We start from the raw sequence: 16421 nt of genomic DNA, 5'->3' as shown, positions 1-16421 counted from the left end.
GTGGTAGAAAAAATGCAGCCTGATGATAAAATATTTTATGCCGTATTGTTTGCCGGGAGCGGAAAGAGCAATATTGTCAAAACCCATAAACAATATGAGGATAGTAAAAGAATGAGAGATTTAGTGGAAATAAACAAATTGAAATTTTAAGAGGAGGTGAACCGTAGATGTATACCCAATCTGGTGATTTTTATATCACTTCATTTATTGTTATGTTTTCGATGGTAATAGGTTTAGTACTTATTATCATAATTTATAATTGGTGGAAAAATAGATGCTCGCCTCTTATTGTAACCCAAGCGACAGTTACGGATAAACGTATTGAAGAACATTATGTCCGAAGTAAACGAAGTGCCGGCATTGGATATAGAACACGAAAAGTGCTGATTTATTATATAACTTTTAATTTAGAGGGTGGAGAGAATATAGAGCTGCGTACTAAGGAAATAGTATATTCAGAACTGCAATACAATGATTGTGGAAAACTAACATTTAAAGAATCAAAATACATAAATTTTGAAAAAGTTTAATGTATAAATTTCCTTTTATCGTTTTTCAGCTTGCACAACTTTATATCTGTATTACACGGCGGTTAGTCATTACGATTGACCTTTCTTATGAAAAAAGGACGCTGGTATAGCATCCTAAAGTGTCATGTCAAAGCTCATTCAATCGTGGTAAAATGAATATTTTTTAGTTATTAAATCTTCTTAAAATGTAGTGTTTATGCGGATAATCTGAAATTACATATAGAATTTAACACAACTTTAATGAAATAACTTTCCCTTGAGGCAAAAAAGATAAATGGGAAATTGAGGAGGTAAAGCGATATGACAAAACAGCTAAAGAAAAGACCCATAGAAAAGGAACTGAATTTTTTGACCAATTTTGAAATATACGGCGCGCTAATGTTTGCAGCGCTATACTTCGCAACAAAGTATATTGTTGATATGGATTTTGGAAAAGAACCGTTTAAATTAAATTGGATCTCATTTTATCCATTGTTGGTATTTTCTATTATAGTGATCGAGGGAAGTTTCTATTGGCGGAATAAGTTGAAAAAAGTAAAAAGAAAGAAGTCTTTGAGTAATATCCAAATAGGTAGGATATATCATAAATTGAGATGGATAAATGTAATTTTATTAACGGCCTATCTGCCGGCAATTATTATAACGGCACTTGTAAAAGAAAATCTATCTGGAATAGTGGTTGGGACTTTGTTTTATCTTATGGCGGTAATAGAACAAATCAATTATTTTCACATCAGACTTTCTTATGAAACGGTAAACGGTGCGCTCTTGGTCGTTGAACCTTTAAAACAACTATTGACGGGAACAGGGAGGCGCTCGGCATTACGAAAGGATATTGACGCTTATTTGGGTGTTGAAAAAAATAGAAAACAGAATTCTGTTTAAATAATATGTAAGAGCGAGATAGATAGAAACTGCATGGCCAAGAGGCAGAAAAAATCGTGGTCATATTGGATAACAGTCAAAACAAGAGAACAGCAAATTCGTATTTATAAAGAGTTTGGATAATCCCGACAAGCAAAAATGCAGCACATTTTTTCGGCCGATCGCCCGGCTGCCGCGCAAGCGGCGAGGGCGGGGCCATAGCAATAAAAAATAGCCGCAAGGCTATTTTTTAGTAGCCATGCGGCCTGTCCTCAGGCCGCGGCGAATCGAAATAAAACGGCCGGCCGAAAATCGCGGGGGAGGACAGGCATTCTCCGGCGGTTTTCGGCCGGCCGCACTGTTTTATCCCGACGGCGTCGGTCCCGGGCTGCACCTTTCCGGCAGCGCGGGGCCAAAAATTGGGCCGTGCGGATGCGGACGCAGCGCCGCTGTGGTATCATAAGAGGGAAACGGTCAAGACGTCAAAGTCCAGCGGCTTCCCCTTTTTTGCGGGGGGATGATCTGCGGGCCGGGGCGGGCGGTGTGTACGGCGAAGTTCAGCGGCGCGGGGATGACCGGCTTTTGCTGCGCCGGGGTACCCGGACGGCGGGACGCCCCGGCGCCGGACGGTCCCCGGGCTTGAACCGCCCCATCTGCAGCCGCCGCGGCAGCGCGCCGCCGCAGGGGCCGGGCGCTGGCTCGGCACAAACGGGAAAAGACAAAGGAGGAGACAGGATGGAGATCCGGATACGGCCTTATGGCGAGAGCGACTTGATGGCCATTCAAAAGATCTGGAACAGCGTGGTGGAAAAAGGGGACGCCTTTCCCGGGGAGACGCCGCTGAGCCTGCAGGAGTGCCGGGACTATTTTGCGCAGCAGACCCTGACGGCGGTGGCTGAGGCCGCAGGCCGGGTGGAGGGCGTTTATATCCTGCATCCCAACAACATCGGCCGCGCGGGACACATCGCCAACGCCAGCTATGCGGTGGCGCCGTCCGCCCGCGGCCGGGGCGTGGGGGAGGCGCTGGTGCGCCACAGCCTGGGGCAGCTGCGCCCCCATGGTTTTGCAGGGCTGCAGTTCAACGCGGTGGTCGGCACCAACCGGGCGGCGATCGCCCTTTATGAAAAGCTGGAGTTCACCCGCGTGGGCACAGTTCCCGGCGGCTTCCGGCTGCCGGACGGCAGCTTTGCCGATATCCACCTCTATTTTCACGCCGCGCCGGAAAAAGAGCGCGCACCGCGCACTGCCCAGGACCCGGAGGAGTGCTAGGGGCGCGGGAGAGCGTTTCTCCCGTGCCCGGACGCTCAGCTGCCGCAAAAAGAGAGGCCGCCCGCTGAAACGGGTGGCCTTTCTCAAAAAGATAGCTGTTTGAATAGAGGACGCCTTTGTGGCTGCGGCAGCGCGCCAGGGACTGGCAGGGCAAAGGTCAAGGGCCGAAAGCCCGGGGAGCACCCGCATAGCCCGATGGAATCTCGCACCCCCATGGTCTGACGGCTTTGCGTACCGCGTGACAGTCACCTCGCGGCCAAGGGTTCCCCCAATAGCATGGGAACTCTTGGCCGCCCGACGATTTCCGCGTAGTCCGGCAGTTTTCTGCACAGCGCGACAGTTCCCCATCGTCCAATGGCTGCTGCATGGTCTGGGGGCCGTATAGTTCAAAGGTTCTCTCATGCCCCTGCGCCTCTCTGCACAGCCAAATGGTTTTCCCGTAGCCCGGCGGTTACCCATAGCCCGAGGAGCATCCGCAGAGTCCGCGCACTCGCACGGTCCGGCAGGTCTCCCATAGTCTGAGGATTCCGGCACAGCCCGGCGGCTGCCCCATAGTCCGAGGGCACCAGCCCGACCCGGCGATTCTCTTCGCAGCCAGAGGCCCCCTCATAGTCCTGCGATCCTCTGTACAGCACGGCGGCCCTGTTGCGGGAAGCCGCCTTTACAGCAGGTCCCCCAGCGCGCAGAAATCCTCCAGCGTCAGCTGCTCGGGGCGCACCAGGGGGCCCTTGCCCAGGGCCTCCACCGCGGCGGAGACCTGCGCTTTGGGCAGCCCCAGCCCGGCGGAGATCGCGTTGACCGCCGTTTTGCGCCGCTGGCTGAAAGCGGCGCGGATGACCGCGAACATCCGTGCCTCGTCCCCCGGCGTCACCGGCGGCGCGGGACGCAGCCGCAGCTGGATCACGGCGCTGGTGACCTTGGGCGGCGGCGTGAAACTGCCGGGCGAGACGGTAAACAGCACTTTGGGCTCGGCATAATAGCGCACGGCAAGACTGATCGCCCCCGCGTCCCGGCTGCCGGGGGCGGCGCAGATGCGGTCCGCCGCCTCTTTTTGGACCATGGCGGTGATGCTCTCGATGGGCAGCCGCTCTTCCAGCAGCTTCATCAGGATGGGGCTGGTGATATAATAGGGCAGGTTGGCGACCACGGCCACCCGCAGCCCGGCAAATTCGCGGCGGATCAGACCGGCAAGGTCGGTCTTGAGCACGTCGCCCAGAATGATCTTCACATTGTCAAACTCCGCCAGCGTTTCGGCCAGCAGCGGCGGCAGGCGCTCGTCGACCTCCACGGCGACGACCCGGGCGGCCCGCAGCGCGGCCTCTTTGGTGAGCACCCCTATCCCCGGCCCGATCTCCAGCACGCCAAAGCTGCGGTCGATGCCGGCGGCTTCCACCATTTTGGGGCAGATGCCGGGGTTGACGATAAAATTTTGTCCAAAGCCCTTGGAGAGGGCGAACCCATGGCGCTCGCAGAGCGTGCGGATGGTTTTGAGATCGGTGAGGTTCGGCATGGGAAAAGGCTCCATTTCCAGCTTTTTTTGGCGCGGCGCGCCTTTTTTTATGAAAGCGTCTGCGCGTCGGGGCCCGCCGCTTTCCCTCCGCAAAACGCGGGGCGGGGCGCAGGGCGCGGGCGGCGTCCCGACTGCTCTGCGGTTATTATACCACAAGCGCGCGCCCGGCGCAGCAGAAAGCGGACGGCGCGCAGGCCAAAACTTGCACATTTGGCTGCAATCGTTTATCATAGAAAAAAACGGGACGGGCGGTGGAGCCGCCGCCCCGGGGATGGGGTGTCTTATGGCGCGCAGGGACAAGATCAACTATTATCTGGACATTGCCGATGCGGTCTCACGCCGCGGCACCTGCCTGCGGCGCAACTACGGCGCGATCATCGTCAAAAACGACGAGATCCTCTCCACAGGTTATGTGGGGGCGCCGCGCGGGCGCAAAAACTGCAGCGATATGGGGGTCTGCATCCGCGAAAAGCTGCAGATTCCGCGCGGGGAGCGCTATGAGCTCTGCCGCAGCGTGCACGCGGAGGCCAACGCCATCATCAGTGCCGAGCGCAAGTCGATGATCGGGGCCACCCTGTATCTCTCCGGCCGCAATGTGACCGACGGGCGGTATGTGGAGAACGCGATGTGCTGCAGCATGTGCAAGCGCATGGTCATCAACGCGGGTATCAGCACGGTGGTGGTGCGGATCGACGACGAGCATTACCGCACCGTGGACGTGGAAGCGGAGTGGGTCGCCCAGGACGAGAGCCTGGACGGCGTGATGGGCTACTGAGGCGCAGACGGCAGCGAAAAAACAGCAGGGACGGCCGCAGGGCCGGGCGCGCGCTTTGAGGCGGCCCGGCCGGGGCGGCCGCCTGCGTTTTGCGCGGGACTGCGGAAAAGAGGAGAAACGGCATGAAAACGGGATTGGTGCTGGAGGGCGGCGCGCTGCGCACGATCTTTTCCAGCGGGGCCTGCGACGCCCTGCTGGACCTGGGCCTGACGGCGGATTACGTGGTGGGGGTGTCGGCGGGCATCGCCTATGGGGTGAGCTATCTGTCGGGGCAAAAGGGGCGCAACCTGGATATCCTCACCACCTATGCAAACGACCGGCGGTATATGGGCGTGCGCAATCTGCTGGACCGGAAAAACCGCAGCTATTTTGGGCTCAAGTTCGCCTACGAAGAGATCCCCAACAGCCTGATCCCGTTTGATTACGACGCGTTTGCCGCCTGGCCCGGCGAGGCGGAAGCGGTGGTGACCAGCCTTGCCCGCGGGCAGGCGGAATATCTGCCGGTGCCGCGGCGGGACGAGAGTTTTTTGCTGCTGCAGGCGACCTGCGCTATGCCGCTGCTGTTTCCCGCCTTTGATCTGGGCGGCGGCCCGGTGCTGGACGGAGGGGTGGCGGACGCCATCCCTTTCCGCCGGGCGCTGGAAAAGGGCTGCGACCGGGTGACGGTCATCCTCACGCGGGAGCGGAGCTACCACAAAAAGCCGGAAAAGCTGCAGCCCCTGATCGACCTGGCCTATCGCCGCTGGCCGAATTTTTGCAGGGCCATGCGCCGCCGCGCCCAGCAGTATGAGGCCGCGCGGGAAGAGCTGTTCCGCCTGGAACAGGAGGGCCGGGCGCTGATCCTGGAGCCGGAGAGCACCGCGGGATTCTCGCGGGTGGAGCGGGATGTGGAGAAGATCCGCACCCTTTACCGGGAGGGCTATGACGCCGCCATGGCAAAGCGGGAAGAGCTGGGAGCGTTTTTGAAAAACACATAGACCGCGGCGGGGCAGGCGGGAGGACCGCTTTGCCGCCGGCCGTTTTTTGCGGGAGGCGCATGAAAAATGGGACCTGTGCTGAAAGTGGGCGTCGGGGTGCTGATCTTGAGGGAGGATAAGATCCTGCTGGGGCACCGCGTCGCCGGGGCGAAAGACACCGGCGGCATTTATGAGCCGGACAGCTGGTGTCTGCCGGGCGGAAAACAGGAGTACGGGGAGACGATGTTCGAGGCCGCCGCGCGGGAAGTGAAAGAGGAGACCGGCCTCATCGCCGGGGCTTTTGAACTCTTCAGCGCCGCGGACGATATCCAGCCGGGCAGACATTTTGTGACCCTGCAGATCGTGGCCAGGACCTGCGCGGGGGAGGCAAGGGCCATGGAGCCGGACAAGCAGGATGAGTGGCGATGGTTCGGCCCGGACGCGCTGCCCAAAAACCTGTATTCCCCGTCGGAAAAATTTATCCGCGCGTTTTTTCAAAAGAAAGCAAAATGAAAATTGCGGTATATCGCGGCTTTTTAAAGGCATTCTCTTGCCGGGCAGGGACGCCGAAAGCGCAGGGGGGAGAAGCCGTCCCGCCGCCCGGGGCGGACGGCCTGCGCGGGGTAGGTAAGGCTTTTCGGCGGACTGCCTCCCCAGGGCGGCAGCTTCTCGGCGGGCGCAGCCCCTCTCCCGGCCGCAGCCCGCGCCCGCCCCTCTGCAAACGGATGGTTTGCCTGCGCGTCCAGTGCTTCCGCCCTGCCGGCGGCCGGTTTGTCCCAAAGCGCTTTGGCCCGCTGCCGCCGCTGCGCTCTTTTGCGGGCCGCCGGGCGCGCAGCACCCATAAAAAAGGGACGCCCTGCGGCGTCCCTTTTTTGCCGGGCCTTACAGGCCCAGGTCTTTTTTCATCTTTTCCAGTTCGTCGTCCACCGAGGCGTCGGTGCCCGCGGCGCTGTACTTCGCCTCCAGGGCCTTGGCCTCGTCCACCGGCTCGGTGTTCAGCTCGGCCATGGCGTTTGCCTCGTCCAGCATGCGGTTGGCCTTGTCCTCCATGCGGTCGAAAGCGCTCATCGCGCCGGCGGCCTTGTCGGAAGCGCTGCTGACCTGGTTGACCTTCTGCTGCGTTTTGGCGACGGCCACCTTGGCCTTGACCATCTCGCGGCGGGCGTTCAGGGTCTCGATATCGCTGACCAGCTTGTCGTGCATCTGACGCATTTTGACTGCGTTTTCGTGGGCTGCGGCATAGGCGGTGGCAAGGCCGGCGCCTGCGCTTTCCACCTGCTGCTTTTTGGCGATAAAGACCTTGGCGTCCTCTTCATTGCCCGCCTGCAGAGCCTTTTTGGCCAGATTGGCATATTTTTCAGCGTCGGCCTTGTTTTCATCCACCAGCCGTTTGGTGCGGGCTTCCTCGGCCATGACGCCGGCGGTCTCTTTTTTCACCTCGGCCAGGTTGTCGGTCAGCTCACGCAGGTACTGGTCGATCATTTTGGCGGGGTCCTCCATCTTGTCGAGCACCGCGTTGACGTTTGCCTTGATAATGTCGTTGAATCTTGAAAGAATTCCCATAGTGTACCTCCTGATAAACGTGTTTTTTATTTTACTGCACAGCAATAAAAGCATGGTTGCCGGTCCGCCCCGGGCGGCGCCCGCCGCGCGGGGGGAGAGAGCCGTTTATTCCTCTTTCGTGTCGTCCTCATACTTTTTGGCCAGATCTTCGACTTCGGTGTCGCCGAACTTTTCCAGCGGGGTATTGAGGATCTCCGCCGTCTGCCGGGCCTCCAGGTTCTTCTGCTCTTTGGCGTGTTTCCACCATTTATAGAGCAGTGCCACCACGATCACGACGGCCGTGACCACGACCACGGTGGTCAGCACGGCGGGCCAGGGGGATCTGGTCACGGTCATGATGCGCTCGCCGGTCTTTTCAAAGGTAAGGGAGAAGAACTCCTCGTCCCCCATGTCGTCGGAATAGTAGCGGTCCAGATAATCGGCGAGAATACCCAAAGCCTCGTCGTCCATGATGGTCTTGGCCTGGGCGCCCACCGAGTAACCGCACATATAACCGCCGCTGCCGTTGTCGCAGAACACCAGCAGAAAATGGGCTTCGTCGGTAAACAGCTGGCTGTAGAGCGTCTCGGCATACGCCTGGATGGCGGACGCTGTGGGCCGGGCAGTGCCGTCCACCGTCTCGGCGATGTAGAGGTAGGGCTGCACGCCGGTCTGCTTATAAAAGCGCTTCATGCCGGCTGTGAGCTCGCCGCTGTTGCTGATCCAACCGGGCTCGTCGGTGTAGTAGGCCGTCTCGTTGACCGCCCCTGCGGGCAGCGGCTGGCGTTCCACCGTCGATTTGGCGATGCCGGAGCTTCCGCCCGAACCGCCGCCGCCAAACGAGAAGAGCGGGAGCAGCACCGTGCCGATGACGACAAGGATCACGATCACCGCAAGAAAGGTGCCGCAGCCTGAAGTCTGTCTGCCCCTTCGCGGCCCGCCGCCCGGCGGGGGGGCGCCGTAATAGCGCCGGGTGTTGATGAATACCGGGCCGCGGTAGCCGCCGAACACCGGGCCGCTGTGATGGGAGGAGCCGCCGTAAGAGCGTCCGCCGCCCGAGCGCCCGCCGCCGCTGCGCCCGCTGCCGAAACCGCCGGAAAAGCTGCCGCTGCTGCGCCCGCCGCCGGAAAAACCGCCGGAGAACCCTCCGCCGTGACCGCCTCCGCCTCCACCTGATCTTCCCACAGGAAACCTCCTTCTGTCGTTCCAAACTTTTTATTCGCCCCCCGAAAGGGGCCGCGCCGCCGTCCCGCTGCGGGTCCGGCGCACAGTGTAACGGTAACGGCATCCTCGCGCCGCCGGGGAACACCGCCGTGCTGATTGCCATCTGGTCGACCGGGAAGCATTTTGCCTCCCTTACCGCTTGAGTTAATTAAACCATACCGGGATGCAAATTGCAATGTCGCCCCCGGCCCCCCGCGGCCGCCCCGGGGCCCGGGCGGGCACCCCGGGTGCAAGGGAACTTTCAATCTCACGCAAGCGGCCTCAATCTCTGCCAATCTCTCGAAATCTCACAAAAAGCAAAGAGGTGGGATGCGGAAGACGGCGAAAAAGGTCAAAAAAAGCAGCGGGCGGGCTCTGCCGTTTCCGCTGCTTTTTTGAGTTTTTGCCCGAGCGCTTAAAAGCCGGTCAAAAGATCTGCGTCCCCGTTTTTCTGCGGCCGGCGGCGTGCGCGGCGTTAAAAATGCCGGGAGGCCGCCGGGGCTTCGGCGCTTTTCACCCTTCGGCCCCGCGCCGGCGGCAAAAGCTCCGCCCTTTTCGCCGGCCCCAAAGCGGGCCCTATTCCTGCGGCGCTTTTTCCTGCGCCGGGTCTGCTCCGGCGTCCTCTTCCAGGGGAGCCCCGGCGGCAAATTCCACCGTGGCGACAAAGAGATCCGCGTCGGTGCCCACGGCAAAGCGGCCGCCGCAGGCCTCGGTAAAGCTGCGGGCGATGGACAGGCCAAGGCCGCTGCCGCCGTCGGTGCGGCTCGGGTCGCCGCGCACAAACCGCTCGGTAAAGTCCATGCCGTCGGGCAGTTCGGCGGCGGAGGTGTTTTTGACCGAGGCGCAGGCCACGCCGTCCTGCTCGCTGAGGGAGACGTGGACGCGGGAGCCGGCCAGAGAGTACTGCAGCGCGTTTTGGATCAGGTTCTGGAACACCCGGTAAAGACGCTCGCCGTCCGCCCGGATCGCGACCGGTCCGTCGGGGATCTCCGCGCGCACCGTCACCGGCGCGGCGTCGATCTGCGCCGACATGTCGGCCAGGGTCTGCCGCAGCAGCTTGCCCAGGTCCAGCGATTTGAGATGCACGGGCAGCTGGCCGGACGCCGCCTTGCTCACCTCCACCACGTCCTGTACCATGGTCTTCAGCCGCAGAGACTTCTGGTCCAGAATGCGCACATAGTCCTGCACATGCGGGGGCAGACCATCCTCCCGCTTGAGAAGTTCGATATAACCGATGATGGAGGTCAGCGGGGTCTTGATGTCGTGGGACACGTTGGCGATGAGTTCCACTTTCATCCGCTCGCTCTTGATGCGCTCTTCCAGCGCGGTGCCCATGCCCTGCTGGATCTCGGCCAAGTCTTTTGCCGCGGCGGCCAGATCGGCGTCCGCGGGCAGTTCCAGCGGCAGCGAAAGATTGCCCGCCCGCACCGAGGCGATCTGCTCCACCAGGCTGCCCATATCCTGCGCCAGCTCGCGCTCATTGCGCAAAAAGAGCACCAGCGCCCCGGCCAGAAGCAGGCAGAGGAAGCCGCAGACGGCGGCAAAGGGCAGCGCCCAGCTGTCCGCGCCGGAGGCGGCGAACAGCGCCAGGGGCTGGGCCGCCGCCACAGCCAGCCCGATGGCGGCGGCCGCCATCAGCCAGCTGCGCCGCACCAGCCGCTTTTGCAGGGGGCGTTTCATGCCCCAGGTGGACAGCAGGCTGTGCCGCCATACGCGGGGGTTGCGGCGCAGGTCGCATATCCACAGCCAGACGATCCAGAACAGGCCGCAGAGCCAGCCGGTGGAAGTGAACAGGTCCCACAGGGCATAGGTGAACAGGCCGGGATAAATTTCCCCATAGCTGAACGCATAGGTGACCTCCTGCCACCAGCCGCTGTCCCAGTTTTGCAGACAGATGCTGGAAACGGGCAGCGCCAGGGCCAGCAGGGTGAGCAGCAGCTTGCACTCAAACCACAGCTTGCCGAGGACGCGGGCGATGGCGGCCTCGGCCTGCCGGCGGCTGCGGCGCATCGCCAGCCCCGCGACGAGCAGCACCAGACCGGCGGCCAGGGCGGCCGCGCCGAAGAGATATTCCAGGCGGGCGTCCCGCAGGTTCTTTTCCATCCAGTAGAAAGTGTTGCAGCCGTCGGCGCCGCCGCTGGCGCCGTAGTTGCCGACCAGATAAAGGATGGGGTCCGCGGCGCAGGCGATGGTCACCCGGCTTTTTGCGGCGTCCTCACCTGCGGGAAAGTTTTTGTATCCGGGCAGGCACCAGTCGGTCTCATCGTTATAGTAGCCGTCGCCGTAGATGTCCAGCACCTGGCCGTCTTTCTGCACCGTGACCTTTTCGCCGTCAAAGTAGAGCAGGAAGTTATAGCCATCCGGAAGCTTGCCCGCCGCCCCGTCCAGCTGCAGGCCTCCCGCGTTGGTGTATTTCACGCTGCCGTCCCGGCTGACCGAATAGAGCATGTTTTTGTCGTTGGCCCACAGGTCCGCCAGCTCGCGGGCGCTCCGGGCCCACTCTTTGCGGGCCCGCTCGTATTCCTCTTTTTCTTCCGCTGAAAGATCCTCCGCCGTGCCCTGCGCGACGACGGTGCCAAAGCCCCAGTCGCCATACTCCACCGACGACAAGAGGAGGCCGCTGCCCGGGTACTCGCTGGAATACCCGTACCAGCTGTCCACCGGGCCGCCGGCGGCCATGGCCAGAAGCTGTTCCAGCCGGTTGGAGATCTCGTTGCGAAAGGCCTGCGTATCCTGATAGTCGTCGCTGAAGACGTCCCGCACGCCCCAGGCCTCGCCGCCCCGGCGGGCCATCTGCACTGCCGGCCCGATCGAGCACAGCAGCAGTGAGACGCCGAAAAAGAAACAGGCGAAGCTAAGAATGACTTTCCACTTTTTCGATTTTGTATCCAATGCCCCATACCACCTTTAAATAGTCTGGCTCTTTCGGGTTCAGTTCGATCTTTTCACGGATGCGGCGGATGTGTACCATCACGGTGTTTTCAGGCGCGAAAGCGTCCTCCTGCCAGACGCGGCGGTAGATCTCCTCGGCGGGGAACACCCGCCCAAGATTGCGCATCAGCAGGTCGACGATGCCCGTCTCGGTGGCGGTGAGCCGCACCGGCTCGCCGTCCGCGCGCAGCACCCGCTCGGCCTTGTTGTACCGCAGCCGGCCGTTGACGATCTCGTCCGCCGGCAGGGCGTCGATACCGCCCAGCCGCGTGTAGCGGCGCAGCTGGCTGCGCACCCGGGCCACCAGTTCCAGCGGGTTATAAGGCTTGGCGATATAGTCGTCCGCCCCCATGGAAAGGCCCAGCACCTTGTCGGTGTCCTCGCTTTTGGCGCTGAGCACGATAATGGGCAGGTTGCGCTGCTCCCGCAGCCGCAGCACGGCGGAGAGGCCGTCCAGCCTGGGCATCATCACGTCCATCAAAATCAGCTGAACAGATTCCCGCGCCACCAGGTCCAGCGCTTCCAGCCCGTCATAGGCCCGCAGCACCCGGTAGCCCTCGTCCTCCAGCAACAGGGCGATCGCCCCCACGATCTCGCGGTCGTCGTCGACCACCAGCACACATTCCTTCATCTGCATTCCCTTTCCGGGGGCGCGGCCGCATCCCCCTTGAGCCTGACTTTATTGTAACGGCCGGTTCTTACAAAACGATCGATGGATCTCTTACAGAAGTCTTACGGTTTTGCGGGCGCGGCAGCCGGGGAGGGCGCGCCGGACAGCCCTGACCGCACAAAAGGGACCCGGGCCGCCGGGCCCGAGTCCCTTTTTCAAATAAGGCTCATCTGCAGGCCCGGATGCGGGCAAGAAGTTCTGCTTTTTCGCTCTGGGGCAGAAAGGCGGCCTCGGCGGAATAGGCCAGCATCTGCAGCAGGTCGGCGCGGGAAAAGCCCATCTCCTGCAGGCAGTGGTCGTATTCGGTGTCCAGATCAATGCCGGACAGGATCATGTTGTCGGTGTTGATGGTGACCCGCAGCCCCATGTCGAACAGCTGTTTGGCCGGGTGCTGGGCATAGCCGGGCTGGCTCTGGCACTGCACATTGCTGGTGGGGCAGATCTCCAGCGTCACCCCGTCGCGGACCGCCCGCGCGCAGAGGGCTTTATCCTCAAAAATGTGGTGCCCGTGCCCGATGCGGCGGGCGCCGAAGTCCAGCGCGTCCCGCACCGTGTCCGGCCCCTGGCTGTCCCCGGCGTGACAGGTGAAAGGCAGGTCCAGCTTTTTTGCCAGATCAAAGACCGGGGCAAAATTTTTGAGAGGCACGATGCCCTCTGCGCCCGCAAGGTCCACGGCCGCAACGCCGCGGCCCCGGTACTCCGCCGCCAGGCGCACCGTTTCCAGGTTTTCGGCCATGTTGACGCTTTCCGGGCCGACGCTCATGGCGCACAGGATGATGCCCGCGCCGATGCCGGGGTTTGCGGCCAGCCCCTCGGCCCGGCCCGCCAGCACCGCCTCCACCGCGTCCCGCTGGGTCAGGCCGCCCCGCAGATGCAGCTGGGGCGCAAAGCGGATCTCGGCATACGCCAGCCCCTGGGAGGCCAGCAGGCCGATCAGCTCGCGGGTGACACGGGCCAGGGAGGCGCTGTCCTGCAGGACCTGCAGGGGCAGCTCAAAGCGCTTCAGGTATTCGTTGACGCTGCGGCAGTCCGCAGTCACCACGATAAAATGGCGAAATTCCTCCAGCGTGTCGGCCGGCAGGGGCACGCCCTGCTGGTGCGCCAGTTCCCATGCGGTCTCCGGCAGAACGGAACCGTCCAGATGCAGATGCAGGTCGATCTTGGGCAGGTCATAGTGAGACATATTCGATCTCTCCTTAATAAAAAGTGCGGCCGGAGGGGAAAGCGCGGCCAAAGGGAAAACACCTCTTTCGGGCGGGAAAGGACCCGCGGGTCCGCAGCGGACCCTGGCTCCTCTTTGCCGCGCGGCGGCGCGGGCGGCAGGGGCTGGTGCGTGGAGAGCGGAGCTGGATGCCAAAACCTCTTTGCCGCGCAGCCGCCCCGGCGGCAGGGGCCGGTGCGCGATATCCGCCTTTATCATACCCGAATCCGCACCGCCTGTCAAAACCGGGCGGCGGGCGGCTGCCCCCGCACTGAGGACCGGGCGGGGGGGGGGAGGGGGACAGGGACGGGGAAGCGCAGAAAAAAAGAGGGAAAGACGCGCCGCGCCTCTCCCTCTTCTGCTTTTTGTACAGGGGTCAGGGGTGTTTTTATACCGTCTGCTTTTCCCCGTCCTTGGCGTACTCTTCCAGCGAGCGCTTCAGCCAGCCCTTGCCGTTCATGATGCGGGCCGCGACCATGCCCAGCGCGGTGTCGCCGGTCACATTCACCAGGGTGGCAAAGGGGTCGCCCAGCGTGACGATCAGCGCCATGATGGGGATGGTCCAGCCGGGCAGGCCAAAGATGGAGGCGATGACCAGCTGGCCCACATAGCCGCCGCCGGGGATGGCGCCCATGATGGTGGAGCCCACCACCGCGGCGACGATCAGCAGCACGATGTTTTTGGGGTTGTAGACGTCGATGCCGCACATGGCGCAGACAAAAGTGGCCTGCAGCACCTGCAGGATGCTGGCGCCGTCCTTGTGCAGGTTGGCGCCCATCAGCACGCACAGGTCGGACATATCCTTGGGCAGGCCCATCTGTTTGCCCGCGATCATGTTATAGGGCAGGGTGGCGGCGGTGGAACAGGTGCCCAGGGCGGTCAGGCTGGGGGTGAGGTTGTTTTTCCAGTACAGCTTCACCGCCTCCATGCCGCCCCCGATGTAGGCCATGACTGAATGTCCCACAAAGTAATAGATCAGGATGGCGACGACATAGACGAAGAAAGAGCGGGAGAGCGGGCCCACGATATCCTTGCCGTTGGTGCCGATGAGGATGGCGAAATAGAACCCGAGGCCCAGCGGGGCCAGTTTCATGATGATGCCCACCAGCTTGACCAGCACCTCGTTGAGCCCCTCCAGCAGGCTGACGACGGGACGGGCCTTTTCGCCCGCCATGACCACGGCGATGCCGGTGAGGATGGCAAAGACCACCAGCGCCATCAGGCTGGTGCGGGACCACAGCGCCGGGAAATCACTGACCGTGAACATGGACAGGATATCCAGCTTGGTGCCGGAAAGGTCCACCGTCTCCTGGGTGAACTGGGTCATATCGGTGTTTTTGGCCGGGTCAAACAGGGCCGAAAAGCCCACCATATAAGCGCTGCACACGATGCCGGTGATGAGAAACAGCACCAGCAGTACCGCCAGCAGCTTGCCCAGCTTGCGCATGTTCTGCATGCCCGCGATGGCCGAGACCAGCGAGACAAAGATCATCGGCACCACAACGCAGTACAGCAGGTTCAAAAAGATGTTCGCCCACGGGGTCAGCACACTGGCGCCCGGGCCCCAAAACGCGCCCACAACGCCGCCAAGCACCATACAGCCCAGCAGGATGAACGAGGACTTGTACGAACTCCAGATCTTCTTCACAAAAATTCCTCCATCACAAAATTTTCCGGCGCCTGCGGGTCCGGCGTGCGGAGGGGGACAGCCCGGCTGCCGCAAAACTGTCCTCTTGATAACAACACCCGCAATTCCAAACCTTACTATACCCCTTAAAAAATGCAAAGTCAATGCGCAGAAGAGGGAGAAACAATTATTTTTTAAGCGAAAGACACAGCGCCCTGTTTCATCGATAAGTGAATATTGTCCTGATTGCACAAAAAAGCAAGAATCTGACAGGCGGAGAGGGGAAAGCGCTCCGCAAAGAAAGCTTGTCCTCAACACAAAGACAAATTCTCTTGATTTTTGGTGTCCACAGAGCTATGCTTAATATAAAATCCGCGCCCTGCCCGGACGGGACGCAGTAAAAGGAGCGATCATTGTGAAAGAGATCCTGTGTTTCGGCGATTCCAACACGCACGGCTATATGCCGGGCGTGGGCACCCGCTATCCGCTGGACGTGCGCTGGAGCGGCCGGCTGGCTGGCCTGCTGGGCGAGGGCTATCATGTGGTGGAGGAGGGGCTGGACGGCCGCACCACGGCCTTTGAGGACGAGCTGCAGCCCTGGCGCAGCGGGCTGGGGTATATCGGCGGCTGCGTCAAAAGCCACGCTCCGCTGGATCTGATCATTATCATGCTGGGCACCAATGACGCCAAGACCCGCTATGGGGTGTCGGCGGAGGAGATCGGCTTTGGCCTGCGCGAGCTGATCGCCAAGATCGAGACCTTTTTCCGCTATAACGGGGCGCACTATGGCCCCTGCCCCAAACTGCTCGTCATCAGCCCGGTGCCGATGCCGCAGACCGGCGGCGACCCGGAGTTCAACGAGGAGTCGCTGAAAAAGCAGGCGGGCCTGAAAGCGGTGTACCGGCCCATCGCAGAGGAGATGGGCTGCGCTTTTGCGGCTGCGGAGGACTGGATCGGCCCCGACCTGCTGGGCGAGGACTACTGCCATTATCTGCCCGAGGCGCACCGCATCTTTGCAGAGAAAACCGCCCAGTTGGTGCGGGAGCTGCTGGGCTGAGCCCGCGCGGACGCGGCTGCGCTTTGGCGGGCAGCTCCCCCGTCCCGGTGGGACCTGCGGCTGGCTGTGTACCGGGACGCCTGCGGGATATCCTGGGCCCTAAATAAGCTGAGACCGCGCTCCGGCATAGGCCTGCGGGCCGCGAAGCGCGGCCGCCTTGCGCGCCCAGATAAAAGGGAGCGGGGGAGCTGCTCTGTGTCTCCGGCGCAGGCGCAGCGGGCGGGCCTGCGCCCCACCCGCTGCGGACAGACTGGGGGAGAGTGCGCAGCTGCGCTGGGAGCGCTGT

At 61.2% G+C, this 16421-nt stretch carries 14 protein-coding genes; 7 read left to right on the top strand and 7 right to left on the bottom strand.

All coding sequences use genetic code 11. The features are described 5' to 3' along the window. The first annotated feature begins 167 nt into the window (after positions 1-167). From H8S23_RS03605 to H8S23_RS03595, 3 genes are all read left to right on the top strand, one after another. Entirely contained in the window at positions 168-530 is a 363-nt protein-coding gene (locus H8S23_RS03605; protein WP_186886925.1) for a DUF2500 family protein, read from the top strand. A gap of 300 nt (positions 531-830) precedes the next feature. Beyond that, a complete protein-coding gene (locus tag H8S23_RS03600) occupies positions 831-1415 on the top strand; it encodes a hypothetical protein (protein ID WP_186886924.1) in 585 nt (194 codons plus the stop codon). Positions 1416-2129: 714 nt separating this feature from the next. Then, positions 2130-2663, top strand: coding sequence for a GNAT family N-acetyltransferase (locus H8S23_RS03595; protein WP_186886923.1), 534 nt, complete (start codon positions 2130-2132; stop codon positions 2661-2663). 661 nt (positions 2664-3324) lie between these two features. Here the strand turns inward: H8S23_RS03595 and rsmA are convergent. Then, positions 3325-4173 (bottom strand): 16S rRNA (adenine(1518)-N(6)/adenine(1519)-N(6))-dimethyltransferase RsmA, encoded by an 849-nt coding sequence (gene rsmA, locus H8S23_RS03590; protein WP_186886922.1) that lies wholly within the window; start codon positions 4171-4173, stop codon positions 3325-3327. 283 nt (positions 4174-4456) lie between these two features. Between rsmA and H8S23_RS03585 the strand changes: the two genes are divergently transcribed. The 3 genes from H8S23_RS03585 (at position 4457) to H8S23_RS03575 (ending at position 6417) form a co-directional block, all read left to right on the top strand. Next, a complete protein-coding gene (locus H8S23_RS03585; protein WP_186886921.1) occupies positions 4457-4948 on the top strand; it encodes a deoxycytidylate deaminase in 492 nt (163 codons plus the stop codon). A gap of 122 nt (positions 4949-5070) precedes the next feature. Beyond that, complete coding sequence (locus H8S23_RS03580) at positions 5071-5925, top strand: patatin-like phospholipase family protein (protein ID WP_186886920.1); 855 nt, start codon at positions 5071-5073, stop codon at positions 5923-5925. 66 nt (positions 5926-5991) lie between these two features. Continuing rightward, positions 5992-6417 (top strand): nucleotide triphosphate diphosphatase NUDT15, encoded by a 426-nt coding sequence (locus tag H8S23_RS03575; protein WP_186886919.1) that lies wholly within the window; start codon positions 5992-5994, stop codon positions 6415-6417. A 369-nt stretch (positions 6418-6786) separates the two neighbouring features. Here the strand turns inward: H8S23_RS03575 and H8S23_RS03570 are convergent, their stop codons facing one another. From H8S23_RS03570 to H8S23_RS03545, 6 genes are all read right to left on the bottom strand, one after another. Further along, positions 6787-7467 carry a PspA/IM30 family protein gene (locus tag H8S23_RS03570; protein WP_186886918.1) on the bottom strand — a complete coding sequence of 227 codons (681 nt, stop codon included), beginning with the start codon at positions 7465-7467 and terminating at the stop codon, positions 6787-6789. Between the two features lie 105 nt (positions 7468-7572). Further along, a complete protein-coding gene (locus H8S23_RS03565) occupies positions 7573-8631 on the bottom strand; it encodes a hypothetical protein (protein WP_243165822.1) in 1059 nt (352 codons plus the stop codon). Between the two features lie 594 nt (positions 8632-9225). Next, the gene (locus H8S23_RS03560; protein WP_186886917.1) at positions 9226-11541 is read right to left on the bottom strand and encodes a sensor histidine kinase; all 2316 of its coding nucleotides are present in this window, start codon (positions 11539-11541) and stop codon (positions 9226-9228) included. Then, a complete protein-coding gene (locus tag H8S23_RS03555; RefSeq protein ID WP_186886916.1) occupies positions 11504-12211 on the bottom strand; it encodes a response regulator transcription factor in 708 nt (235 codons plus the stop codon). The genes H8S23_RS03560 and H8S23_RS03555 overlap by 38 nt, the downstream gene beginning before the upstream one ends. Before the next feature lie 205 nt (positions 12212-12416). Further along, complete coding sequence (gene add, locus H8S23_RS03550) at positions 12417-13433, bottom strand: adenosine deaminase (RefSeq protein WP_186886915.1); 1017 nt, start codon at positions 13431-13433, stop codon at positions 12417-12419. A 406-nt stretch (positions 13434-13839) separates the two neighbouring features. Beyond that, complete coding sequence (locus H8S23_RS03545; RefSeq protein ID WP_186886914.1) at positions 13840-15099, bottom strand: cation:dicarboxylate symporter family transporter; 1260 nt, start codon at positions 15097-15099, stop codon at positions 13840-13842. Between the two features lie 394 nt (positions 15100-15493). Here H8S23_RS03545 and H8S23_RS03540 point away from each other — a divergent pair, with 394 nt between their 5' ends. Further along, complete coding sequence (locus tag H8S23_RS03540; protein ID WP_186886913.1) at positions 15494-16135, top strand: GDSL-type esterase/lipase family protein; 642 nt, start codon at positions 15494-15496, stop codon at positions 16133-16135. Positions 16136-16421: the final 286 nt, after the last annotated feature.

The sequence above is a fragment of the Anaerofilum hominis genome (genome assembly GCF_014287275.1).
Taxonomy (GTDB): domain Bacteria; phylum Bacillota; class Clostridia; order Oscillospirales; family Ruminococcaceae; genus Pygmaiobacter; species Pygmaiobacter hominis.
Note: the sequence above shows the minus strand (reverse complement) of the source record. Positions and strands in the feature narration are given on the sequence as shown.